The 22342-nt window shown below is 73.4% G+C and carries 23 protein-coding genes; 5 read left to right on the plus strand and 18 right to left on the minus strand.

Annotation, left to right across the window (positions count from 1 at the left end; all coding sequences use genetic code 11):
* Window positions 1–11: 11 nt before the first annotated feature.
* The 4 genes from OG361_RS08005 to OG361_RS08020 form a co-directional block, all read right to left on the minus strand.
* The gene (locus OG361_RS08005; RefSeq protein WP_405852647.1) at window positions 12–164 is read right to left on the minus strand and encodes a hypothetical protein; all 153 of its coding nucleotides are present in this window, start codon (window positions 162–164) and stop codon (window positions 12–14) included.
* 93 nt (window positions 165–257) lie between these two features.
* Window positions 258–833 carry a histidine phosphatase family protein gene (locus tag OG361_RS08010; protein WP_405852649.1) on the minus strand — a complete coding sequence of 192 codons (576 nt, stop codon included), beginning with the start codon at window positions 831–833 and terminating at the stop codon, window positions 258–260.
* 69 nt (window positions 834–902) lie between these two features.
* Window positions 903–1364: a GNAT family N-acetyltransferase gene (locus OG361_RS08015; RefSeq protein WP_405852650.1), complete on the minus strand. Its 462-nt coding sequence runs from the start codon at window positions 1362–1364 to the stop codon at window positions 903–905.
* 115 nt (window positions 1365–1479) lie between these two features.
* The gene (locus tag OG361_RS08020) at window positions 1480–2916 is read right to left on the minus strand and encodes a PLP-dependent aminotransferase family protein (protein ID WP_405852652.1); all 1437 of its coding nucleotides are present in this window, start codon (window positions 2914–2916) and stop codon (window positions 1480–1482) included.
* On the opposite strand from OG361_RS08020, the gene OG361_RS08025 reads away from it, so the two are divergent.
* Together OG361_RS08025 and OG361_RS08030 are read left to right on the plus strand one after the other, a co-directional pair.
* Window positions 2915–3952, plus strand: coding sequence for a DMT family transporter (locus OG361_RS08025; protein WP_405852653.1), 1038 nt, complete (start codon window positions 2915–2917; stop codon window positions 3950–3952). The two genes, OG361_RS08020 and OG361_RS08025, sit on opposite strands and share 2 nt — an antisense overlap.
* Before the next feature lie 107 nt (window positions 3953–4059).
* Window positions 4060–4263 (plus strand): DUF1918 domain-containing protein, encoded by a 204-nt coding sequence (locus tag OG361_RS08030; RefSeq protein ID WP_384566572.1) that lies wholly within the window; start codon window positions 4060–4062, stop codon window positions 4261–4263.
* Here the strand turns inward: OG361_RS08030 and OG361_RS08035 are convergent.
* Complete coding sequence (locus OG361_RS08035; RefSeq protein ID WP_405852654.1) at window positions 4239–5489, minus strand: glycoside hydrolase family 10 protein; 1251 nt, start codon at window positions 5487–5489, stop codon at window positions 4239–4241. The two genes, OG361_RS08030 and OG361_RS08035, sit on opposite strands and share 25 nt — an antisense overlap.
* 196 nt (window positions 5490–5685) lie before the next feature.
* Here OG361_RS08035 and OG361_RS08040 point away from each other — a divergent pair, with 196 nt between their 5' ends.
* The gene (locus OG361_RS08040; protein WP_384566513.1) at window positions 5686–6546 is read left to right on the plus strand and encodes a 3-hydroxybutyryl-CoA dehydrogenase; all 861 of its coding nucleotides are present in this window, start codon (window positions 5686–5688) and stop codon (window positions 6544–6546) included.
* A 75-nt stretch (window positions 6547–6621) separates the two neighbouring features.
* Here OG361_RS08040 and OG361_RS08045 read toward each other — a convergent pair whose 3' ends face one another.
* The 10 genes from OG361_RS08045 to infC all read right to left on the minus strand — a co-directional run bounded on the left by OG361_RS08045 (window position 6622) and on the right by infC (window position 17683).
* On the minus strand, window positions 6622–7152 hold the full coding sequence (locus OG361_RS08045) for an NUDIX hydrolase (RefSeq protein WP_405852656.1): 531 nt from the start codon (window positions 7150–7152) through the stop codon (window positions 6622–6624).
* Window positions 7153–7214: 62 nt separating this feature from the next.
* The gene (locus OG361_RS08050) at window positions 7215–8555 is read right to left on the minus strand and encodes a transcriptional regulator (protein ID WP_405852657.1); all 1341 of its coding nucleotides are present in this window, start codon (window positions 8553–8555) and stop codon (window positions 7215–7217) included.
* 291 nt (window positions 8556–8846) lie between these two features.
* Window positions 8847–9914: a PP2C family protein-serine/threonine phosphatase gene (locus tag OG361_RS08055; RefSeq protein WP_405852659.1), complete on the minus strand. Its 1068-nt coding sequence runs from the start codon at window positions 9912–9914 to the stop codon at window positions 8847–8849.
* A 285-nt stretch (window positions 9915–10199) separates the two neighbouring features.
* Window positions 10200–12728, minus strand: a complete 2529-nt coding sequence (gene pheT, locus OG361_RS08060) for a phenylalanine--tRNA ligase subunit beta (RefSeq protein WP_405852660.1) — start codon at window positions 12726–12728, stop codon at window positions 10200–10202.
* Window positions 12728–13855 carry a phenylalanine--tRNA ligase subunit alpha gene (pheS, locus tag OG361_RS08065; protein ID WP_405852662.1) on the minus strand — a complete coding sequence of 376 codons (1128 nt, stop codon included), beginning with the start codon at window positions 13853–13855 and terminating at the stop codon, window positions 12728–12730. Before pheS ends, pheT begins: the two co-directional genes overlap by 1 nt.
* Before the next feature lie 147 nt (window positions 13856–14002).
* Entirely contained in the window at window positions 14003–15139 is a 1137-nt protein-coding gene (locus tag OG361_RS08070; RefSeq protein WP_405852664.1) for an ATP-binding protein, read from the minus strand.
* Between the two features lie 81 nt (window positions 15140–15220).
* A complete protein-coding gene (locus tag OG361_RS08075; RefSeq protein ID WP_405852665.1) occupies window positions 15221–16060 on the minus strand; it encodes a TrmH family RNA methyltransferase in 840 nt (279 codons plus the stop codon).
* Window positions 16061–16172: 112 nt separating this feature from the next.
* Window positions 16173–16559, minus strand: a complete 387-nt coding sequence (gene rplT, locus OG361_RS08080) for a 50S ribosomal protein L20 (RefSeq protein ID WP_017241732.1) — start codon at window positions 16557–16559, stop codon at window positions 16173–16175.
* Window positions 16560–16666: 107 nt separating this feature from the next.
* Window positions 16667–16861 carry a 50S ribosomal protein L35 gene (gene rpmI / locus OG361_RS08085; protein WP_015032399.1) on the minus strand — a complete coding sequence of 65 codons (195 nt, stop codon included), beginning with the start codon at window positions 16859–16861 and terminating at the stop codon, window positions 16667–16669.
* Window positions 16862–16984: 123 nt separating this feature from the next.
* Entirely contained in the window at window positions 16985–17683 is a 699-nt protein-coding gene (gene infC, locus OG361_RS08090; RefSeq protein WP_405862143.1) for a translation initiation factor IF-3, read from the minus strand.
* Between the two features lie 380 nt (window positions 17684–18063).
* Here infC and OG361_RS08095 point away from each other — a divergent pair, with 380 nt between their 5' ends.
* Window positions 18064–18441, plus strand: a complete 378-nt coding sequence (locus OG361_RS08095) for a DUF1844 domain-containing protein (RefSeq protein WP_024760687.1) — start codon at window positions 18064–18066, stop codon at window positions 18439–18441.
* A gap of 158 nt (window positions 18442–18599) precedes the next feature.
* Here OG361_RS08095 and OG361_RS08100 read toward each other — a convergent pair whose 3' ends face one another.
* From OG361_RS08100 to OG361_RS08110, 3 genes are all read right to left on the minus strand, one after another.
* A complete protein-coding gene (locus tag OG361_RS08100) occupies window positions 18600–19331 on the minus strand; it encodes an SseB family protein (RefSeq protein ID WP_405852666.1) in 732 nt (243 codons plus the stop codon).
* A gap of 62 nt (window positions 19332–19393) precedes the next feature.
* The gene (gene mycP, locus OG361_RS08105; protein WP_405852668.1) at window positions 19394–20578 is read right to left on the minus strand and encodes a type VII secretion-associated serine protease mycosin; all 1185 of its coding nucleotides are present in this window, start codon (window positions 20576–20578) and stop codon (window positions 19394–19396) included.
* Entirely contained in the window at window positions 20575–21573 is a 999-nt protein-coding gene (locus tag OG361_RS08110; RefSeq protein WP_405852670.1) for a hypothetical protein, read from the minus strand. Before OG361_RS08110 ends, mycP begins: the two co-directional genes overlap by 4 nt.
* On the opposite strand from OG361_RS08110, the gene OG361_RS08115 reads away from it, so the two are divergent.
* Complete coding sequence (locus OG361_RS08115; RefSeq protein ID WP_405852671.1) at window positions 21572–21715, plus strand: hypothetical protein; 144 nt, start codon at window positions 21572–21574, stop codon at window positions 21713–21715. The genes OG361_RS08110 and OG361_RS08115 overlap by 2 nt on opposite strands.
* Window positions 21716–22342 lie beyond the last annotated feature (627 nt).

Below are 22342 nucleotides of genomic sequence, written 5' to 3' on the forward strand. Positions count from 1 at the left end.
GTGCTCTCAGGCTAACCGGTCGTGGCCGCCTCCCCCGCCGTGTGCTCGCGGGCAGCGGCGTGGAGCCGGTCCCGGAGCGCGGCGAAGAGGCCGAGGGCGGACCAGGCCTCGGCGAAGCTGTCGGGAGGGGAGGCGGGGTGCGCTTTGGAGGAGGTGTGGGGCATACGCGCGAGCCTGGGGAGCGGGGGTTCCGGCCCCTTCGTGTGCGGACGTACGGAGTCGGCGTGCCCCGGCTGCAGGGGTGCACGAGCGGCGGTTCAGCGCAGGGCCGCGTCGAGCTGGAGGTGCCAGAGGCCGGGGCGGCCGCTGAGGGTGACGGTGGAGAGGGGGCGGACGTCCACGTTCCAGTAGGTGGCGGGGGGTGCCTTCAGGGCGTAGACGAGGGCCGCCCGGACGACGGAGGGTTCGGCGACGGCGACGATGGAGCAGTCCTCGGCGGGGCGGGTGTCGAGCCAGTTCCCTATCCGGGTGATGAAGGCGAGGAGGGGTTCCCCGCCGTGCGGGGCGGTGCGGGCGTCGGTGAGCCAGGCGTCGACGGCGGCCGGTTCGAGGGCGGCGACCTCGGCCAGGGTGAGGCCACGCCAGCGGCCCATGTCGCACTCGCGCAGTGCGGGCTGGGCGAGGGGCGCGTAGCCGAGGGCGGTGCCGGTGGCGCGGCTGCGCGGGGTCGGGGAGCAGTAGCGGAGTTCGGCCGCGCCGAGCGGGATGAGGGCGGGCGCGGCGACCTGTACCTCGTACCAGCCGGCCTCGTCGAGCGGCCGGTCGTCGTCGAAGCGTTCGGCGAGCAGGGAGGAGCTGCGTGCCGCCGCGACGAGCGTCACCCGAAGACTCATGGGCGCGATCGTGAGGCCGGTGGCCCCCCAGGTCAAGGGGTCATTCCCCGGGACCGGAGGGGCGGCGGGTCAGTGCTGCCCGAGAGCCATCCACTTGTCCGGATTCCGTAGTGGCGTGAAACCTACCTTCTCGTACACACCGTGCGCGTCGGCGGTGGCGAGCAGGACGCGGCGCAGTCCGTGCGGTTCGAGGTGGTCGCGGACCGCGGCGACGAGCGCGGTGCCGAGGCCGGTGCCGCGGGCCGGCCGGTCGACGTAGACGTCGCAGAGCCAGGCGAAGGTGGCGTAGTCGGTGACGACGCGCCCGTAGGCGGCCATCTCGCCGGTCTCGCTGTCGTAGGCGCCGAAGTTGAGCGATCCGGCGATGGCCGCGTCCTGCTTCTCCCGAGGTCGGCCGAGGGCCCAGTAGGCGTCCGTGGAGAGCCAGTGGTGGACGCGGGCCCCGTCGATCCGTGCGGTATCGGCTGAGATCTCGTACGCCCCGTGCATGACGGTGGTGCCGGAGGGGGCGGGGACGGTGCTGTCGTTCATGGCCGCAGGCTTCCAGGGGTCAGGGACGTTGTCAGGTGAATTTGCCACGGTCGGACACCGGTCCTGAGTCCCTCCGGAACCGGACCGGGCCCCTCGCCCCGGACCGGGTCGCGGCTCAGGTGGTGAGTTCGTCGACCGCCGTCCGCAGCCGGCGCACCCCCTCCGCGATCTCGATGGGGCCCGCCACACCCGCGAAACTCAGCCGGATGTGCCCGGCGGGGGGCTCGGCGCAGAAATAGGGGCGGCCGGGGGCCGCGGCGACGCCGGTGCGCAGGGCCGTGGCGAGGAGGGAGGCCTCGGGCAGGGTGTCGGGGAGCCGGAGCCAGAGGTGGTAGCCGCCGGAGGGGACGCGGGGCAGGGCGAGCTCGGGGAGGTGGAGGGCGACGGCCGCGGTCATGACCTCCCGGCGGCTCCTGAGCTCCTGGGAGACGGCCCGGAGGTGGCGCTGCCAGGCCGGGGAGCCGACGAGTTCGAGGGCGGCCTCCTGGAGGGGCCGGGGGACGAAGAAGCTGTCGACCACCTGGATGGCGCGCAGGCGTTCCAGGACGGGGCCGCGAGCGGCGAGCGCGCCGACGCGCAGGCTGGGCGAGGTGGGCTTGGTGAGCGAGCAGACGTGGACGACGACCCCGTCGGGGTCCTCGGCCGCGAGCGTCGCGGGGAGCGGCCCGGCGTCCTCGTGGACGAGGCGGCGGGCGAAGTCGTCCTCGATGACGAAGGCTCCGGCGGCCCGGGCGATGCGGACGACCTCCCGGCGCCGCTCCGGCGGGAGCGCGGTGCCGGTCGGGTTCTGGAAGAGCGGCTGGCAGACGAAGACCCGGGCCCCGGTGGCGCGGAAGGCGGCTTCGAGGAGGTCGGGGCGGACCCCGTCGGCGTCGGCCGGTACGGGCACGGGCCGGAGTCCGGCGGCGCGGGCGACGGCGAGCATGCCCGGATAGGTGGGCGACTCGACGAGGACGGGGGTGCCGGGCGGGGCGAGCGCGCGCAGGGCGGTGGTGATCGCGGACTGTCCGCCCGCGGTGATCAGCACCTCGGCCGCAGTGATGCTGCCGCCGATCTCACGGGCGAACCACTCGCGCAGTTCGGGCAGGCCGTCGGTGGGCGGTCGCCCCCAGGCGCCGGGGCGGCGTCCGGCGCGGGCGAGAGCGGCGGCGAGGGCCCGTTCGGGCTGGAGCGAGTGGTGGAGGTAGCCGCCGTTGAACTCGATCACGCCGGGCGGCGGCGCCGAGAGGGTGACGAGGACGCCGGAGGCGTCGACGGCGCGGGGGACGAGTTCGGTGGCGGTGTCGGCGCTCAGCGCGAGCTCCTGCCAGGAGGTGTCCCCGGCGACGGGGGTGCGGGTGCGCGGTTCGGCGCGGTAGGCGCCGGCGCCGGGGCGGGTGACGACGAGCCCTTCGGCGGCGAGCTGGGCGAGGGCTCTGGTGACGGTCACCGGGGAGACGCGGTAGCGCTCGACGAGCGCGCGACTCGACGGCAGCTTTCCACCAGGTGAGTAGCGGTTGAGCTCCACCCTCAGGGATTCCGCCAGTTCCGCGACACTGCTACGCTCGTGCATGAGAGCAAAGGATAGCGCTACTGCCGCCTACACGATAGCGGTCACCGCTCCGGAGGAAAGCACCTCCGATCGGACCGCCGCCGATCGGACCATCGGCGACCGGACCGCCGCCGCCGACCGGAGCACCTCCGAGCAGAAGGCCTCGCCGCAGAAGGCCTCCGGCCGGAAGGCGTCCGACCCCGGGATCCGCGGCACCCTGCTCGCGCTCCTCGGCGTCGTCTCCTTCTCGCTGACCTTCCCGTCGACCGTCTGGGGCCTGGAGAGCTTCGGCCCCTGGTCCCTGGTGGCCGTGCGCTCCACGCTCGCCGCGCTCATCGCGGGCGCCTTCCTCCTCGCCGGCCGCGTGCCGCTGCCTAAGCGGCGCCACTGGGCGGGCCTCGCGGTGGTCGCCGGCGGTGTCGTCATCGGCTTCCCCCTGCTGACGACGCTCGCCCTGCAGACCTCCACCACCTCGCACGCCGCCGTCGTCGTGGGCCTGCTGCCGCTCACCACGGCGACGCTCGCCGCGATCCGGACCGGGCGCCACCCGTCCCGTACCTTCTGGTTCCCGGCCGTCGCCGGGGCCCTGGTGGTCATCGCCTTCACCGTCCAGCAGAGCGGCGGGGCGGTGTCCACGGGCGACCTGTACCTCTTCGGGGCGCTGCTCGTGTGCGCCGCCGGCTACACCGAGGGCGGACGGCTCGCCTCGCTCATGCCGGGCTGGCAGGTCATCGGCTGGGCCCTGGTCCTCTGCCTGCCGCTGATGGCGGTCGCCTCGGTCGTCACGCTGTCGATCGAGCCGGTCGACCTCAACGCCCACGGCGTCATCGGCCTGGCGTGGGTGGCCGCCGGCTCCACCTTCTTCGGCCTGTACGTCTGGTACCGGGGCATGGCGGAGATCGGCATCCCCAAGGCGAGCCAGCTCCAGCTCGCGCAGCCGCTCCTCACGCTGTTCTGGTCGGTCTTCCTGCTCGGCGAGACGCTGCCGCCGGCCGCCCCGCTCGCGGCCGTGGGGGTCCTGGTCTGCATCGCGGTCACCCAGCGGGCGAAGAGCTGACGCGGAGGCGGAGGCGGACACCGACGCGACGGATCGGGGTGGCGGGGGTCACAATGGCAGAGGTAGGCCCCGAGTACGACAGGCGCGTTCGCGAGGAGGTCACCCCGATGCAGGCGAGCGTGGGAGACAAGCTGCTGATGCACGGCCGGACCGTCGGTCACCACGACCGTACGGCCGAGGTCCTTCAGGTACTGGGGGAGAACGGCACTCCCCCGTACCGCGTGAAGTTCGACGACGACGGTCACGAGGCCCTGATGTCGCCGGGCCCCGACACCGTCGTACGCCATCAACCGGGGGCGGAGGCCCGCTGAGCCCTCTCCTTCGGCGGACGGACCCTGGTCGGGTAGTGATCGGCCACCACGGTGGCCATCGCCCCGATCCGGTCCGTGACGACCTCTTTCGCCGCGAAGAAGCAGTGCCCGCCGACCGAGGGGTACGTGGCGGCGAGCTCCAGGTGGCGTGAGAGCTCCTTCGGGTCCTGCCACGCCGCCGGCTGGGCGGGGTCGCCCGCCTTGTAGAGCGCCTCGCCGATGTAGAGGCCGACGCCGGTACCGCGGACGACCGCGTCCCACCAGGGCAGCAGCTTGGCGTAGTCGGCGGCGGGCAGGCCGATGTTCCAGTACAGCTGCGGGACGACGTGATCGAGCCAGCCCTCCCGGATCCACTTGCGGGTGTCGGCGTAGAGGTCGTCGTACGTCTGGACTCCGGCGCAGGTGTCCGAGCCCTCCGGGTCGGTGGCGATGTTCCGCCACACTCCGAAGGGGCTTGTCCCGAAGGCCACGTGCTTCTTGGTGTCCTTGATCCGGGCGGCCATCTCCGAGACCAGCAGATCGGTGTTGTTGCGGCGCCAGGACGCCTTGTCGGGGAAGTCCCCGCCGTACCGCGCGTACGCCTCGTCGTCGGCGAAGACCTGCCCTGCCACGGGGTACGGGTAGAAGTAGTCGTCCCAGTGCACGGCGTCGATGTCGTAGCGGCGCAGCGCGTCCAGCATGGCGTCCTGGACGAAGCGGCGGACCTCGGGCAGGCCCGGGTTGTAGTACAGCTTCCCGCCGTAGGGCAGCACCCACTCCGGGTGGAGCCGGGCCGGGTGGTCGGCGACGAGCCGGGTCGGGTCCGTGTGGTTCGCCACCCGGTACGGGTTGAACCAGGCGTGCAGTTCCAGGTCTCGCGCATGGGCCTCCTCGACGGCCGTGCCCAGCGGGTCCCAGCCCGGGTCGCGGCCCTGTGTGCCGGTCAGGCACTGCGCCCACGGCTCGTACGGCGAGGGCCACAGGGCGTCGGCGGTCGGCCGGACCTGGAGGACCACCGCGTTGAGCCGGCGTTCGACGGCCGTGTCGAGGTGGGCGAGGAGCTCGGCGCGCTGTTCCTCGGCGGTCAGGCCGGAGCGGGAGGGCCAGTCGCGGTTGGCGACGGTGGCCACCCACACGCCGCGGAACGCGCGCCTTCGGTGCGGTCTGCTCCGTACCTCGGGTGCGGCGGCCTCCGTCGTCCCTGTCGCGCCCGTCACGGCCAGCGCCGCCCCGCCGGCGCCGGCCACGAACCCTCTTCTGCCGATAGGCCGCACTTGTACCCCATCTCTGTCGGATACGTCACACGCACCTGGACAGCATGCCCGGCCCGGACGATCGATCATCGGTTAATGAGCGGTAACGTCGTGGGGTCGAGGCGTGCGCACCGGAATCACACGGGGCCCGCCGCCAGAGAAGAGCGAAAGGCACGAGGTGACGGACTCCATGGCCGACATTGAGCGCGTCGGAGTGGTGGGTTGCGGCCAGATGGGCGCGGGCATCGCAGAGGTGTGTGCCCGGAGCGGCCTTGAGGTGAAGGTCGCCGAGACCACCGGCGAGGCGCTGGAGCTCGGCCGCACGCGGCTCTACAACTCGCTGGCGAAGGCCGCCGAACGCGGCAAGATCAGCGAGGAGGAGCGGGACGCGACGCTCGCCCGCCTCAGCTTCACCACCGACCTGGGCGAGTTCGCCGACCGCGACCTCGTGATCGAGGCGGTCGTGGAGAACGAGCAGGTCAAGACCGAGATCTTCCAGGTTCTCGACCAGGTGATGACCCGGCCGGACGCCATCCTGGCCTCGAACACCTCGTCCATCCCGCTCGTGAAGCTGGCCGTGGCGACCTCCCGCCCCGACCAGGTCATCGGCATCCACTTCTTCAACCCGGCCCCGGTGCAGAAGCTCGTCGAGCTGATCCCGGCCCTCACCACCTCCGAGGGCACGATCAGCCGTGCGCAGGCCTTCGCCGAGAAGGCGCTCGGCAAGCACGCGATCCGCGCGCAGGACCGCTCCGGCTTCGTCGTCAACGCCCTGCTCGTGCCGTACCTGCTCTCCGCGATCCGGATGTTCGAGTCGGGCATCGCGAGCCGCGAGGACATCGACAACGGCATGGAGTACGGCTGCGCCCACCCGATGGGTCCGCTGAAGCTCTCCGACCTCATCGGTCTGGACACGATCGCCTCGATCGCCGACTCGATGTACGCCGAGTTCAAGGAGCCGCTGTACGCCGCTCCCCCGCTGCTCCAGCGCATGGTGGACGCGGGCCGGCTCGGCCGGAAGACGGGCTCGGGCTTCTACCCGTACCCCTGATCCCCGGCTTTCCCCCATCCACCGGACGGCCCGTACACACGCACAGGTACGGGCCGTCCGGCTTGTCCCGGGGCCTCAGCCGAGGCGCAGATGGTGGAGCATCAGGAGTCCGGCGGCCATGTTGGCGGCCGGGATCTCACCCCGGGTGATCATGTCGGGGATCTGTTTCAGCGGGATCCACGCCCGCCGTGAGGACTCGAACGCGTCCTCGGGCGGACCGGTGTACGTGGCCCGCTCCGCCCAGTAGAGGTGGTGGCGGGCGTCGGTGAGGCCGTTGGAGGGCTCGACGGTGAGGAGATGGCGCAGCGGCCCCGGCCGCCAGCCGGTCTCCTCCTCCATCTCGCGCGCGGCGGCGGTCTCGATGTCCTCCCCGTCCTCGACGACACCGGCGGCCAGCTCCCAGCCCCAGCTGTCGGTGATGAAGCGATGGCGCCAGAGCATCAGGACTTCGTCGTCCTCGTTGACGACGGTCGCGACGGCGACCGGGCGGAGCCGGATCAGATAGTGGTCGAGGTGGCGGCCGTCCGGAAGTTCGACGTCCGCGAGGTTCACTCGGAACCAGCGGTTCTCATAGACAGAGCGTTCGCTGAGTTTCGTCCACTGCACGTTCTTGCCACCTTCCGACTGGTCGGTGCTTGTTTGGTGGCAATATCGCAGCAGTTGACGGCTCACAGGGGAACGCGCAGTGCTCCGTCGATGAGAGCCGCCGCCTCCCGGGCGTCGCCTCCGCCGCTCGCGAGGAGATGCTCCCGCACCTGGCGCAGCCGGTCCCGCAGCCGCCGCGACTCCATCCCCCGCGCCCGCTCGGTCATCTCCACCGCCGTGCGCGCCGCCCCGTCCGCCTCGCCCTGGCGCAGCTCGATCTGGCACAGTATCGCGAGCCGGTGCACCCGGCCCCGGTCGTGCGAGGGCGTCCTCACCGCCGCCGAGGCGTGCTCGTGGGCCGCCGCGAGGTCACCCAGACTGAGCAGGGCCTCGGCGACCTGTACGTTGACGAACCCCGGCTGGACGTAGCCCGTCTCCGCCGGTTCCGCGCCGGGGCGGATCCGCTCCGCCTCCCCCTCCGCCCGCCTGATGCAGGCCAGCGCCGCCGCCCCGTCGCCGAGGTGCGCGTACGCCTTCGCCTGCATCGCGGTCAGATCCGCGGCGAGCGCGGGGGTGATCTGCCGCCCGGCCGCCCGCAGCGCCGCCTCCGCGAACGCGACCGCCTGCCGGTACTCCCCCATGAACAGCGACTGGTTGACCAGGAGCGCGATCACATAGGCGCCGAGCCCCCGGTCGCCGCTGGCCTTCGCGAGCCGCAGCGCCTGATGGAAGTAGCGCTGGGCGAGCCCGTGCGCGTCCGCGTCGTACGCACAGATTCCGGCCACCGCCACCAGACCGCCCGTGGCCCGGTGCAACCGCCGGCCGACGGCGTCGCTGTACGCGCCACGGAGCAGCGGCGCGGTCTCCGTGGTGAGGAAGCCGACGATCCGGGCGCGGGTCGCGATGCCCCCCGCCTTGCGGTACATCTGCTCGTAGTGGGACCGGGCGGCGCTCAGCACGGCGATGTCGGCCGCGGAGACCGTGGTCCGGCCGTCGCGGGAGACGTCCACGTCCTCCGGAGGGTTCTCCCACTCCCACACCGGCATCACCGCCGGTGTACCCGTCACGGCCTGCGCACCGACTATGTGCGGGCGCTGCTGCTCGTCGGAGCGCCACAGGGCGGCGGCCCGCTCGACGAACCCGGAGAGCGGCGAACCGAAGGCCGGCGGCGGCCCGCCCGGCACCCCGAGGCCGATGTCGTCCAGGGTCACCTGCCGGCGCAGCCGGCCGGCGAGCACCTCGCAGATCAGGTCGGGCACCTGGCCGCGCGGCCGCTGCCCCTTCAACCAGCGGGCGACGGCGGTGTGTTCGTAGCGCAGGGCGAGCCCCCTGGCCCGGCCGGCCCGGTTCACCCGGGCGGCGAGCCCGGCGTTGGAGACGCCCGCTTCGTCGAGCAGGGCGTCGAGCAGGGTGTTGGGCTGCATGCCCCCTCCGGTCGCTCGGGGAACTCAGCCTAGGGTGTGCCGGACCCCGCCCGTGGCCGAATTCCTATGGGCGATTTCGCACGGGGTGTGAACGAAGTACCCGTTCTTCCGGTCCGCGTACTCTGCCGGGCCCGGCCCCGCCCCGATTGACTGTGCTTCTCGCCGCAAGGCGACGACCGGGCCGCCGGCTCCCCCCTCTAACAGTGCGGCCGCCCGGTCCGCGTCGCCCGCCCCGTTGATCTGCCCGACACTCCGTGGCGGGGCGGGCGACGCCGGCACCGGCCCCTCCGCTCAACAGTGGGAGGAGGGGGCGGGCCGGGGGCGGCGCAGCCCGGGTTCGGCGGGCTGCGCCGGCACCCGGACACGGTCGTTGCGGACGACGAGCAGCGCGATGTCGTCCGCGAGCCGGCCGCCCGTGTGGTCGAGGAGCGCCGCGTGGACCCGGCGGACCAGCACCGCGGGCGCATCGCCGGCCATCCCGGCCAGGGCGTCGTCGAGGGCGAAGAACCGGCCGCGGTGGTCGCGGGCCTCCTCCGCCCCGTCGGTGTACAGGACCATCGTCTCGCCGGGGAACAGCCGCGAACCGGCGTACGGCACCAGCGCGGCGGGCAGCGGAAGGACCCCGAGCGGCGGGAGCGGGTCGCCGAGCGGCAGCCGCTCCACCCGCCGTCCGATGCGGTACGGGCCGGGGTGACCGCAGTTGAGCACGGACAGCCGCCCGTCGGCCGCGACCTCCAGGAGCAGCAGCGTCACGAACTCCTCCGCCACCGGATGCTCCGGCTCCGCCCCACCCCTCGCCGGATGCTCGTCCCGCGCCCGCTCCCGCAGGTGCCGTTCGAGCGCCCGCTCCAACCGTCGCAGGACGCCGCCGAGTTCGGGTTCGTCGTGGGCGGCCTCGCGGAAGCTGCCGAGCACGGCCACCACGGCGCCGAGCGCGGCGAGCCCGTGGCCCCGGACGTCCCCGATCACGATCCGCACCCCGAAGGGGGTGGCCACCGCCTCGTACAGGTCCCCGCCGACGGACGCGCCCCTGGAGGCCGACAACTGCCCGGCCGCCAGCGCCAGTCCGTCGAGGCGGGCCGGCGGCGGGCGGAGCAGTACCTGCTGGGCGGCGTCCGCGACGGCCCGCACCCGGGCCAGCTCGCGGGCGAGCCCCCGCCGGATACCGAGGACGAGTCCGATGCCGACGGTGAGGAAGACGACGCTGGTGGCGATCCGCATGGGCAGCCCCGGCTGCCGGGCCAGCGGGCAGCCGAACTTCCACGCCACGGCCACCGCGCCCCACGCGGTGGGAAGGGCGAGCGGGGCCAGCCGGCGGAGCCGGGAGCCAGCGGAGACCAACGACCTGGTACGGATCATGCACGGCCCTTCCCGAGCCCCGACAGCGCCCGAAGGCCCTGCGGCCCACAGGTCCGCCCCTGCGGCCGCGTCGATTCTGCCGACCGTACGGTCCATGGGGGAACACCCCCCGGCGATCTCACCCGAAGGAGTGAGCGCCCCCGGCGCGCCGTCCTTCGCCAGGGCTCCGCCACGCGCACGGGAGGTCGGCTCCCGCTCGCCCGTACGCCTCCGCCTGGCCCGGTAACGGTGGAGGGCCGCCCCGGGGAATCCCCGGGGCGGCCCTCCGTGGTGTGCTCGTGCGCGTCAGACTCCGCGCAGGACAGCGCCCGTGCGCTCGGTCGCCAGGGCGACCGCCGCGTCGCGGGCCGCGCTGGCCTCGTCGACCGTGAGGGTGCGGTCCGTGGCGCGGAACTTCAGCGCGTACGCCAGGGACTTGGCGCCCTCGCCCAGCTGGTCGCCGGTGTAGACGTCGAACAGCCGGATGGACTCCAGGAGTTCACCCGCGCCCTCGCGCAGCGCGGCCTCGACCTCGGCGGCCGGGACCTCGGTGGCGACGACCAGGGCGACGTCCTGGGTGGCGACCGGGAAGGAGGAGATCCGGGGGGCCTTCACGGGGCCCTCGTTCGCCTTCTCCAGCAGGTCCAGGTCGATCTCCATCGCGCAGCTGCGGGCCGGGAGACCGAACGCCTTCACGACGCGCGGGTGGAGCTCGCCGGCGTGGCCGACGAGGACCTTCTCGCCGTCCACCTCGACGTGGAACGCGGCGCAGCGGCCCGGGTGCCAGGGGGCGTGCTGGTCGGCGCTGATGATCAGCTCGACCCCGGCCTCGGCGGCCACGGTCCGGCCGGCCTCGACCGCGTCCGCCCAGTCGGACGGACGGCCCTTGCCCCACCAGCCGGCCTGCTCGCGCGCACCGGCGAGGACGACGGCGGCGCGGCGCGGCTGCGCGGGCAGCACGGCGTTGACCCCGGCGATCTCCTCGTCGGTGGGACGGCGGTCGACGGGCAGCCGGACGGCGACGCCCGGCTGGCCCTCCGGCCGGAAGACCAGACCGGTCTCGAAGAGCGCCAGGTCGTGGCTGCCCCGGCTGTCGTTCCGGCGGAGCGCACCGAGCAGGCCCGGGAGCAGCGTCGTACGGAGCGCGGGCTCCTCGTCCGAGAGCGGGTTGACCAGCGTCACGAGCCGACGACGGGCGTCGTCGGCGTCGAGACCGAGGTTGTCGAGGGCCTGCTCGCCGATGAACGGGTAGTTCAGCGCCTCGACGTACCCGGCGCCGGCCAGGGCGCGGCCCACGCGGCGGTGGGTGCGCTGGCGCTCGGTGAGCCCGCGGCCGGCCGGGGGCTTCGGCAGCGTGGAGGGCAGGTTCTCGTAGCCCTCCAGGCGGATGACCTCTTCGGCGAGGTCGTTCGGCTCGTTGAGGTCGGGGCGCCACGAGGGCACGGTGACGACGAGCTCGTCCTGACCGTAGACGTCGCAGCCGACCTCCTGGAGGCGGCGGACGACGGTCTCACGGCCGTAGTCGACGCCCGCGACCCGGTCCGGGTGGTTCGCCGGCATGCCGACCGTACGCGGCGCGGACGGGGCGCTGATCTCGGTGACACCGGCCTCGGCCGTGCCGCCCGCGAGCAGCACGAGGAGGTCGACGGTGCGCTGCGCGGCAGCGGCGGCGGCCTGCGGGTCGACGCCACGCTCGAAGCGCTTGGACGCCTCGGAGGACAGCTTGTGGCGGCGGGCCGTGCGCGCGATCGAGATCGCGTCGAAGTGCGCGGCCTCGATGACGACCTCGGAGGTGCCGGTGACGAAGCCGGTCTCCGGGTCGGTCACCGGGTCGGCGATCTCCGTGTTGGCGCCGCCCATGACGCCGGCGATGCCGATCGGACCGCGGTTGTCGGTGATGACCAGGTCCGCCGCGTCGAGGACGCGGACGGTGCCGTCGAGCGTGGTGATCTTCTCGCCGGCCTCGGCGCGGCGCACCCCGATGGGGCCGTCGAGACGGCTCCGGTCGTAGGCGTGCAGCGGCTGGCCGAGCTCCAGCATGACGTAGTTGGTGACGTCCACGGCCAGCGAGATCGGACGCATGCCGGCCTTCTGGAGGCGGCGGCGCAGCCAGATCGGGGAGCGGGCCTCGGGCGCGAGCCCGACGACGGTGCGCGCCGTGAAGCGGTCGCAGCCGATCGGGTCGGAGACCTGGACCGGGTAGCCGTACGAGTTCGGCGCGGGCACGTCGAGGAGCGCCGGGTCGCGCAGCGGCAGGCCGTACGCGGTGGCGGTCTCGCGGGCGACACCGCGCATCGAGAGGCAGTAGCCGCGGTCCGGGGTGACGGCGATGTCGAGGACCTCGTCGTACAGCTCCAGGAGGACCGTGGCGTCGATGCCGATCTCGTGCTCCGGCGGGAGCACGATGATGCCGTGCGTGCCGTCGTCGCCCATGCCGAGCTCGTCGCCCGAGCAGATCATGCCGCGGGAGACCCGGCCGTACGTCTTGCGCTCGGCGATCCGGAAGTCACCGGGGAGGACGGCGCCGGGCAGGGCCACGACGACCTTGTCGCCCACGGCGAAGTTCCGGGCGCCGCAGATGATCTCCTGGGGCTCACCGGTGCCGTTGGCCTGGCCGACGTCGACGGTACAGAAGCGGATGGGCTTCTTGAACTCCGTCAGCTCCTCGATGGTGAGGACCTTGCCGACCACCAGCGGGCCGGTCAGACCGGCGCCGAGGCGCTCGACGGACTCGACCTCGAGGCCTGCCGAAATGAGCTTGGCCTGGACGTCTCGTCCGGACTCCGTCGCCGGCAGGTCGACGTACTCCCGCAGCCAAGAAAGCGGGACCCGCATCAGATCTCCATCCCGAACGGCCGGGTGAACCGGATGTCACCCTCGACCATGTCTCGCATGTCGTCGACGTTGTGGCGGAACATCAGCATCCGCTCGATACCGAACCCGAAGGCGAATCCGCTGTACTTCTCCGGGTCCACACCGCAGGCGACGAGCACCTTCGGGTTGACCATGCCGCAGCCGCCGAGCTCGATCCAGCCCTCGCTGCCGCAGGTGCGGCAGGGGCGGTCCGGGTTGCCGACGGACTCGCCGCGGCAGACGTAGCAGAGCATGTCCATCTCGGCGGACGGCTCGGTGAAGGGGAAGAAGTTCGGGCGGAGCCGGGTCTTCATGTCCGGGCCGAAGAGCGCCTGGACCATGTGGTCCAGGGTGCCCTTGAGGTCGGCCATGGTCAGGCCCTCGTCGATGGCGAGCAGCTCGATCTGGTGGAAGACCGGGGTGTGCGTGGCGTCGAGCTCGTCGGTGCGGTAGACGCGGCCGGGGCACACCACGTAGACCGGGGGCTCCCGGTCGATGAGGGTGCGGGCCTGGACCGGCGAGGTGTGGGTGCGCAGCACGACACCGGACTCGTCGCCCGTGGTGCCTTCCGGCCCCTGGACGAAGAAGGTGTCCTGCATCTGGCGCGCCGGGTGGTCCGGGACGAAGTTGAGGGCGTCGAAGTTGAACCACTCCGCCTCGACCTCGGGGCCCTCGGCGACCTCGTACCCCATGGAGACGAAGACGTCGGCGACGCGCTCCATGAGCGTGGTCAGCGGGTGCCGTGCGCCGGCCGGGACGCGGTCGTACGGCAGGGTGACGTCGACGGCCTCCTCGACGAGGACCCGGGCGTCCCGATCGGCCTCCAGCTCGGTCTGGCGGGCGGCGAGCGCCTTGGAGACGGCGCCGCGGGCCTGGCCCACGAGCTTTCCGGCGGCGGCCTTGGCCTGCGGGGGCAGGGCGCCGATCTCCCGGTTGGCGAGCGCCAGCGGCGAGGTGCCACCGGTGTGCGCGGTCTTCGCGTGCGCGAGCGCGTCGAGGTCGCCCGCGGCCGCGAAGGCGGCGAGCGCCTCGTCCCGCATGCGCTCGATCTCTTCCGGTTTCAAGGCCTCGACCTCGACCGGGTCGTACGACTTATTCGGTGCCGACATCTCTTCCCGTGCTTCCGTTTGGCTGGCTGGGCGCGGCCCCGCTCGACGACAAGGGCGCAAACGTGCCAAAGGTCGAGTCTAACGGGGCGCTCGGACGGTGATGAGCCCGTGGGCGGACCGGGCGGCCTCCGATCTCGTCTGATCTCGTCAGATGAGATGGGCCGGGGTGCCGACGGGCAGGGTAAATCGGAACTCGGCCCCGCCGCGGGGGCCCCGTCCGACGGTGATGGTGCCGCCGTGGGCCTCGACGATGCCCTTGACGATGTAGAGGCCGAGGCCGGTGCCGCCGCGTTTGCTGCCCCGCCAGAAGCGGGTGAAGACCCGGCTCATCGACTCCTCGGGGATGCCGGGGCCCTCGTCGCTCACGGTGACCTCCGTCCCCTCTTCTCCGTCGTCGCCCGCCGCGCTGGGCGCCACCTCGATGGTGACGGTTCCTTCGCCGTGGCGCACCGCGTTTTCCAGGAGGTTGCCGAGGATCTGGTCGATCTTGTCGGGATCGGCCCACAGCGCGGGCAGCTGGGGCCTGATCCGGACGAAGAAACGGTCCGGGGACTGGCCGCCGGTGGTGTGGACCTGGATGTGGCGGCCGACGGCGGCGGCGAGGTCGACGGGCTGGCGGCGTACTTCGAGACGGCCGGAGTCGATCCGGGAGATGTCGAGGAGCTCGGCGATGAGGCGTTTGATGCGGCCCGCGTCGGCGTCGACGGTCTCCAGCATCAGCCGCTTCTGCTCGTCGGTGAACCGCTCCCACTTGTCGAGGAGGGTGGCGGTGAAGCCCTTGACGGAGGTGAGCGGGGAGCGGAGCTCGTGGGCGACGGTGGCGATGAGCTCGGCGTGGCTGCGCTCGGTGCGGCGGCGGGCGTCCGTGCCGCGCAGGGAGACCACGACGCGGCGGACCGGGCCCGTGGGGTGCTCGCGGACGTACCGGGCCGAGACGAGGACCTCGCGGCCGCCGGGGAGCAGCAGGTTGCGCTCGGGCTGGCCGCGGCGGGTGGCGAGTCCGCCGTACGGGTCGGTCAGGGTCCACCAGCGGCGCCCCGCGAGGTCCTCCAGGGGCAGGGCCCGGTCGAGCGGGAGGCCGAGGGCCCGGTCGGCGGGTACGGCGGTGATGCGGCTGGCGGCGGCGTTGAAGCAGACGATCCGGCCGGTCTCGTCGGCGACGACGAGACCGTCGGGCAGGTCGTCGGGGTGGAGCCCGGCGAACGCGGTGTCGGAGGCGTACTGCTCCGGGGCGTGCGGCGCGGCGCTCCGTGCCTGTGCGGGACTGTCCGTGCCGACCGTCATCCCCGTTCCCCACCCCTCCGTGTAGCGCAGTGGGCCCCCAAGTGCGTCACTCTACTGGGCGGGGAGGCCGGAATGGACCCTTCAGGCGGAGGTTCGGGGGCGCTGTGCGCGGGCGGAGGCGTACAGGCAGACGGCGGCGGCGGTGGCGAGGTTGAGGCTCTCCGCCTTGCCGTGGATGGGGACGCGGACGACGGCGTCGGCGAGGGCCCTGGTCTCCTCGGGCAGTCCCCAGGCCTCGTTGCCGAAGATCCAGGCGGTGGGTCCGCCCATGGTGCCGGCGTCCAGTTCGTCGTCGAGGTCGTCCTGGCCCGCTCCGTCGGCGGCGAGGATGCGTACGCCGGCGCTCTTGAGCCCGGCGACGGCCTGTTCCACGGGGACGCCGACGGCGACCGGCAGGTGGAAGAGGGAGCCGACGGAGGCGCGGACGGACTTGGGGTTGTACAGGTCGACGGAGGCGTCGGTGAGGACGACGGCGTCGGCGCCCGCCGCGTCGGCGCAGCGCAGCACGGTGCCGGCGTTCCCGGGGTCGCGGACGTGGGCGAGGACGGCGACCAGCTTGGGCCGGGCCGCGACGATCTCCTCGAAGGGCGAGTCCAGGAACCGGCAGACACCGACGATCCCCTGCGGGGTGACGGTCTGGGAGACCTCCGCGAGGACGGCGTCGGAGGCGTGGTGGACGCGGGCTCCGGAGGCCAGGGCCGCCTCGATGATCGGGGCGTAGCGCTCGGCGGCCTCGACGGTGGTGAAGAGCTCCACGAGCGTGGGTTCCCCGGCGGCCCCGCGGTGCTCGACGGCCTCGCGCACGGCCTGCGGGCCCTCGGCGATGAAGAGGCGGTCCTTGCCCCGGAAGTTGCGCTTGGCGAGCCGTCGGGCGGCGACGACGCGCGGGGAACGCGGGGAGATCAGCTCGGGGGTGACCATGAGGTGCGGCGGTTCTCTCTTCGAGGGGGACGGCGACTTCGGGGGCCGACGCACCCGGACCCGCAGGCGCACGCGCCTGCGGGTCCGGGCAGAGGTACTGCGGCCTGGAAGATCAGGCGGCGGCCTTCGGGGCGTTGACGTCGGCCGGCAGAGCCTTCTGCGCGACCTCGACCAGCGCGGCGAACGCGTTGATGTCGTTGACGGCCAGCTCGGCGAGGATCTTGCGGTCCACCTCGATGTTGGCGGCCTTCAGACCCTGGATGAGGCGGTTGTACGTCATGCCGTTCTGGCGGGCAGCGGCGTTGATGCGCTGGATCCACAGCTGACGGAAGTCGCCCTTGCGCTTCTTGCGGTCGTTGTAGTTGTAGACCAGAGAGTGGGTGACCTGCTCCTTGGCCTTGCGGTACAGGCGCGAACGCTGACCGCGGTAGCCGGAGGCCGCCTCGAGGATCGCCCGGCGCTTCTTGTGGGCGTTGACTGCCCGCTTGACGCGTGCCACTTGTTAACTCCTTGTAGCGGGGTCGTGGTGGTCCTCACACGACCCGAAAAACGAATGGATCCCGGTCTGGGCCGGATGCCCCCGTCGCCGAGGGCGGGAGATCAAGATCAGATGCCCAGCATCTTCTTGATCTTGGCGGCGTCACCCGGGGCCATCTCGGCGTTGCCGGTGAGGCGACGCGTCAGCTTGGACGACTTGTGCTCGAGCAGGTGGCGCTTGCCGGCGCGCTCGCGCAGGATCTTGCCGGAGCCGGTCACCTTGAAGCGCTTCTTGGCACCGGAGTGCGTCTTGTTCTTCGGCATCGCGCCGTATCTCCTCGTCAGTGGCGCTCCCCCCGGTGCGGGCACCGGACATCCGGGAGCGTCAGTTCTTCGTTTGGTGGTTCGGGGCGGGGCCCGGGGCTGCCTGGATGGCAGCCCCTCAGGTCACGCCTCGGGGGTCTCGGCCGGAGCGTCGGCCGAAGCCTCGGCGACCGGGGCCTCGGCGGCCGGAGTCTCCTCGACCGCCGGAGCCTCCTCGGCCGGAGCCTCGGACGCCTCGTCGGAAGTGACGCCCTGACGCTCGGCCTTGCGTGCGGCCTGAGCCTCACGCGCCTCGGCCATGGCCTCGGTCTTCTTCTTGTGCGGGCCGAGAACCATGATCATGTTCCGGCCGTCCTGCTTCGGGTTGGACTCGATGAAGCCAAGCTCCTCGACGTCCGACGCCAGCCGCTGCAGCAGCCGGAAACCAAGCTCGGGGCGGGACTGCTCACGACCACGGAACATGATCGTGATCTTGACCTTGTCGCCCTGCTTGAGGAACCGGACGACGTGACCCTTCTTGGTGTCGTAGTCGTGCGGGTCGATCTTCGGCCGGAGCTTCATCTCCTTGATGACCGTGTGCGCCTGGTTCTTGCGCGCCTCACGGGCCTTCATGGCCGACTCGTACTTGAACTTCCCGTAGTCCATGAGCTTGCACACGGGCGGACGGGCGTTCGCCGCGACCTCGACCAGATCGAGGTCGTACTCCTGTGCGAGCTCCAGGGCCTTGGCAAGCGGAACAATCCCGACCTGCTCGCCGCTGGGTCCGACAAGTCGCACCTCGGGAACGCGAATCCTGTCGTTGATGCGGGGCTCGGCGCTGATGGATCCTCCTAGGTAGCACCACGCGACCGCCTGGCGGACGGACGCGCAACGTCTGTTTCACTGGGACCACCCGAGCCGGTGCATGAAAAACGCCCCGGACGGGACACAGGCGGGGCTCCACGGAAATACCGGAGCACCGCCGCGGTCAACCGCGGGGCGCGCATCGGGCGGCTCCATCGTCCGTACGGAACGATGGGCGCCACCTGACCGGTGACCCGCCACCCGCGAGGGTGGTCAGGTGGGAGTACGGAGCCTCCACTTGTGGGCCGGGCACACAGGTGTCCGGCCGGTCGTTACACAAGGTTAGCAGGACCCGCGCCCTTACGCGAACGGGGACGGCGGCGACGGGAAGACGTGCCGATCGGCTTATCGTGTGACGCATGAGCGAGACGCCCCAGAACGAGTCCGCGGACTCTCCCGATTCCCCCGACTTCGACGCCATGACCCGCGACATCGCGGAGGTCCCCGCGGTCGAGGTGATCGTGACCGTCGCCGTCAACCTGATGAGCGCCGCCGCGGTGAAGCTCGGTCTCACCGAGGAGGGCGACAAGTACAAGGACCTCGACGAGGCCCGCAAGCTGGTGCACGCGCTCGCGGGCCTGCTGGACGCCGGCGCGACGGAGGTCTCCTCCTTCCACGCCGCTCCCCTGCGGGACGGCCTGAAGTCCCTCCAGCTCGCCTTCCGCGAGGCCTCCCTGATCCCGGACGAGCCGGGCCAGGGTCCGGGCGAGAAGTACACCGGACCGGTGTACGGCTAGGAGCCGGCGGGGGTACGGGGGTCGCCCCCCGGGAGGCAACAGCCACCGGACCGGTGTACGGCTAGGAGCCGGCGGGGGTACGGGGGTCGCCCCCCGGGAGGCAACAGCCACCGGACCGGTGTACGGCTAGGGCTTCCCCTTAACGGTTCACCGAGAAGTCAACGCTTCACGTAGAAGGGCTCGCCGGGAGGCGTGGCCGAGGCCGGCAGCAGTGCCAGGTCGAGGCCCCGCACCAGGCGGGCCCTCAGTGTTTCGTCGGCGGCCAGGGCGCGGGCCACGCGCTGGGCCGCCTCCGCCGGGGCGGCGTCCCCGGCGAGGACCAGGGCGAGGGTGCCGTCGGCGGCACCGGGGCCCAGGTGGGCGCGGAGCACCGCGGGCTCGGCGGCGACGGCGGCCCGTACGGCCTCCCGCACGGCCGGGTCGTCGAGCGGATCGGTGCTGGAGCGGCCCTCGGCGACGGCGAGCAGGGCGGGGCCGGTCAGCTGGTACGGCACGGGTCCCGCGAGGTCGAGGACGACCGTGTCGGCCTTCTCGTGCGCGGCGGCCTGGAGCGCCTGGTGGAGCGGGACGGCCACGGGCCGGGCCTCCGGGTCCCACAGGGCGAGCGAGGCGATCGAGGTGAAGGCGGGCAGCGCCCGGCGGTCGCCCGCCGTGAGCGTCGGGACCGCCATGTCGCTGGTCTTCTCGCGGCGCAGGCCGTTCTCGTCGGTCTCGACCTCGCCGAGGACGGCGACCACGGGGACGAGCAGCCGGGCGTCCTTGAGTGCTTCGAGGACCGGGCCGTGGGCGGTTCTGTCCTCCGCCCAGGCCGCGAGGGCCGCGGCGAGCCGCGGGTCGGCGGTGCCGTCGTCGTCGGAGAAACCGGGGTCCGGGATGTTCTTGAGCGCCACGCACCGAGCCTAACCGCCGGTGGGTGCCGCGCTGCCCGCCGGGTCGGCGGCGGCGTCGGCCCTCAGCGGGTGCGGCGGGTGCGCCGGAGGGCGACGGCGGTCAGGAGCAGCAGGGCGCCGAGTCCGCCGGCGGCCGGGGCGAGCAGGCCGAGGGGACGGCTCTCCTCGACGGCGGGGGTCGGGCCGGGGCCGAAGTACTGGCCCCGGTAGCCGGTGGTGGTGTTCTTGGGGTCGCCGCCCTTGCGCGCCGCCCCGACCCTGATCGCCGCGGCCGGGTCGACCGTCCCGTATCCCTTGGCGTCGCTGCGGCCGCCCTTGGGGCGGTTGCGGGCGGTGTCGATGAGCAGCTGCTTGATCTGTGCCGGGGTCAGGTCGGGGTGGGCGGACCGGACGAGGGCGACGGCGCCGGAGACGAACGCGGCGGCGGCGCTGGTGCCCCAGCCCTCGTAGTAGCGGCGGTCGGGGTCGGCTATGACGATGTCGTCGCCGGGGGCGCTGACGGTGGCGTACCAGCGGCGGGTGGAGAACGAGGCGTGGGTGCCGTAGCGGTCGACGGCGGTGACGGCGATGACACCGGGGTAGGCGGCCGGGTACGAGATGTGGTCGCCCTTCTCGCCGCCGTTGCCGGCGGAGGCGACGACGGAGACGCCCTTGCCGAGGGCGTACTGGACGGCGGCGTCCTCGCCCGCGTCGGGGTGGGCGGACTTGGAGTCGTCGCCGAGGGAGAGGTTGATGACGTCGGCGCCGTGGTCGGCGGCCCAGCGGATGCCTTCCGCGAGGGCGGTGCCGCGGGTCTTGCGGGCCTTGTCGCGGGCCTTGTCGGTGCCTTCGAGAATGACCCGGACGGGGAGGATCTCGACGTCGGGGGCGATGCCGAGGACGCCGTCCCCGGCGCCCGGGCCGTGGCCGTGCCCGGCGATGATGCCCGCCATGGCGGTGCCGTGGCGGGCCCAGGCCTCGTCGCCCTCGGAGGCGCCGAAGCCGATGAGGTCGCGGCCGGGGAGGACGGAACCCTCCAGGTCGGGATGGTCGGCGTCGACGCCGGTGTCGAGGACGGCGACGGTGATGCCCTCGCCCTTGGTGGTGCGCCAGGCCTCCGTGGTGTGCAGGGCCTCCAGGCCCCACTGGCGGGCCCGGATGGTGTCTGCGTGGGCGGGGGCGGTGGTCGCGGGCAGCACGGAGAAGGCGGCGGCGAGGAGGACGACCGCGGTGGCGCGGGCCGACCGGGGAGGAGTGGGCCGGGTCACCGGGTGGTCTCCTTCTCCTTGGCCGGCGGGGCGACGGCCTTGCGCAGCAGCGCCACGAAGCGGTCGGTGATGCCCTTGGCCTCGTGGCCGAGGCCGGACTGCGCGGTGGCGTCGGTACGGCCCTTGGCCATGGCCAGGTCGGCGAGCTGCGGGCGGTCCACGGCCCGGCCGTCGGCGAAGCCGGAGACGGCGGTGACGACGACGGGCAGGTCGGCGGGGGCGCTCAGCCACCAGCCGGCGCGCTGGCGGGCGCCGAAGCGGGCCGCGACGGTGGAGGGGCCGGAGAGGGCCGGGGGCACGTCCTCGCCGAGGCGCGCGGTGAGGCCCTTGCCGAGGTCGCGCTGCGTGGTGAACTCGGCGCGGGTGAAGACGAGCCCGACGGTGATCACGCTGCTGGCGGTGGCGTCGGTGTACGTGGCGCGCAGGACGCGCTCGCAGCCGAGCGGCGTGAGCGTGGCGAGGAGGCCCTTGGCCAGGACGGCCGGTGAGCAGGGTGCGTCCGGGGCCACGACGATCCGGGTCCAGGTGCGGGCGGCGGCACCGGGGCCGGCACCGGGGCCCGCGAGGGTGCGGGGGAAGAGGGTGTCGACGGGGGCGTTGTGCCAGAGGTCCTTCGCCTCGGTGTACCCGGCGGGTTCGGCGGGCCGCGCGGGGTCGGCGGAGGCCAGCCACATACCGGCGAGTGCCCCGCCGATGAGTCCGACCCCGAGCACGACGCAGGCCGCGGCCGCGAGCACCCGCCCGGTGCGGCGCTCCCGTACGGGGCGCAGCCGGGTGGTGGTCTCGACGGGCGCCTCGGGCGGCAGGGCGCCCGCGAGCCCGTATCCGTAGGCGGGCCCGGGGCGCGGGGGCCCGGTGGGCGCGTGCCCGGTGGGCGCGGGGGCGGTGGGCGCGGGGGCGGTGGGCGCGGGGGCGTTCGGCGTGCGCGGCGCACTCGAAGGGCGCGGAGCGCTCGACGTGCTCGACGTGCCGGACGGCCTGGAGCTGCCCACCATGCTGGACGTGCTGGACGGGCTGGACGTCCTGGACATGCTCGATGTGTCGCGGATCGGCCGGAGCCGGGTGGTGGTCTCCACCTCGGGCAGGTCGGCCGCCACGTGCGGCGATGCCCAGGCACGGGCGGGCACGGGCGCCTGACGGGTCGACGGCCCCTCGGCGGACCCGCCGGCCCGGAGCGGCCGGTGGCCGGACGGGGCCGGCGGCGTCGTGGACACGGGGCGCGCGGCGGGCGTGGTCGCCGGACGCGCGGCGGGCGGGGACGCCGGACGCGGAGGCGCGGAGGCGGCGGGGGCCGGCGGAGCCGCGGGGTGGGGACGCTGCGCGGTGACCGGGGCAGCGGCCGCCTCGGGTGCCTTCGGGGTTCCCGGGGCAGTGAGCGGCGGCGGGGGCGCCGGGGTGCCCACGACGACGGGCGGCTTCGGGGCCGACGGTGTCGTCGGAGTCGGTGTCGAAGCCGAAGTCGTCGGAGTCGGCGTCGTCGGAGTCGGCATCGGGTGGGGCGCGGGCGCGGAGTGCGGGGGTGCCGGAGTCGCCAGGGCCGTGGGCGGGCTCGTGGGCGTCGCCGGGGTCGGGCGGGGCGCGGAGTGCGCGGGCGCCGTCACCAGGGCCGTGGGCAGGGGCGTCGCTTGGGTCGGGCGGGGCGCCGGGGGGCCCATGGGCGGGTCCGGGGTGGGTGCCGCGGGGAGGAGGGCGTCCGTGATGCGGGAGGTGGGACGTGGGTGTTCGGCGGTCATCCCCGTCCCCCCGCTCGTGTCGACAATGCCC

Source organism: Streptomyces sp. NBC_00090 (genome assembly GCF_045160815.1).
Classification (GTDB): Bacteria; Actinomycetota; Actinomycetes; order Streptomycetales; family Streptomycetaceae; genus Streptomyces.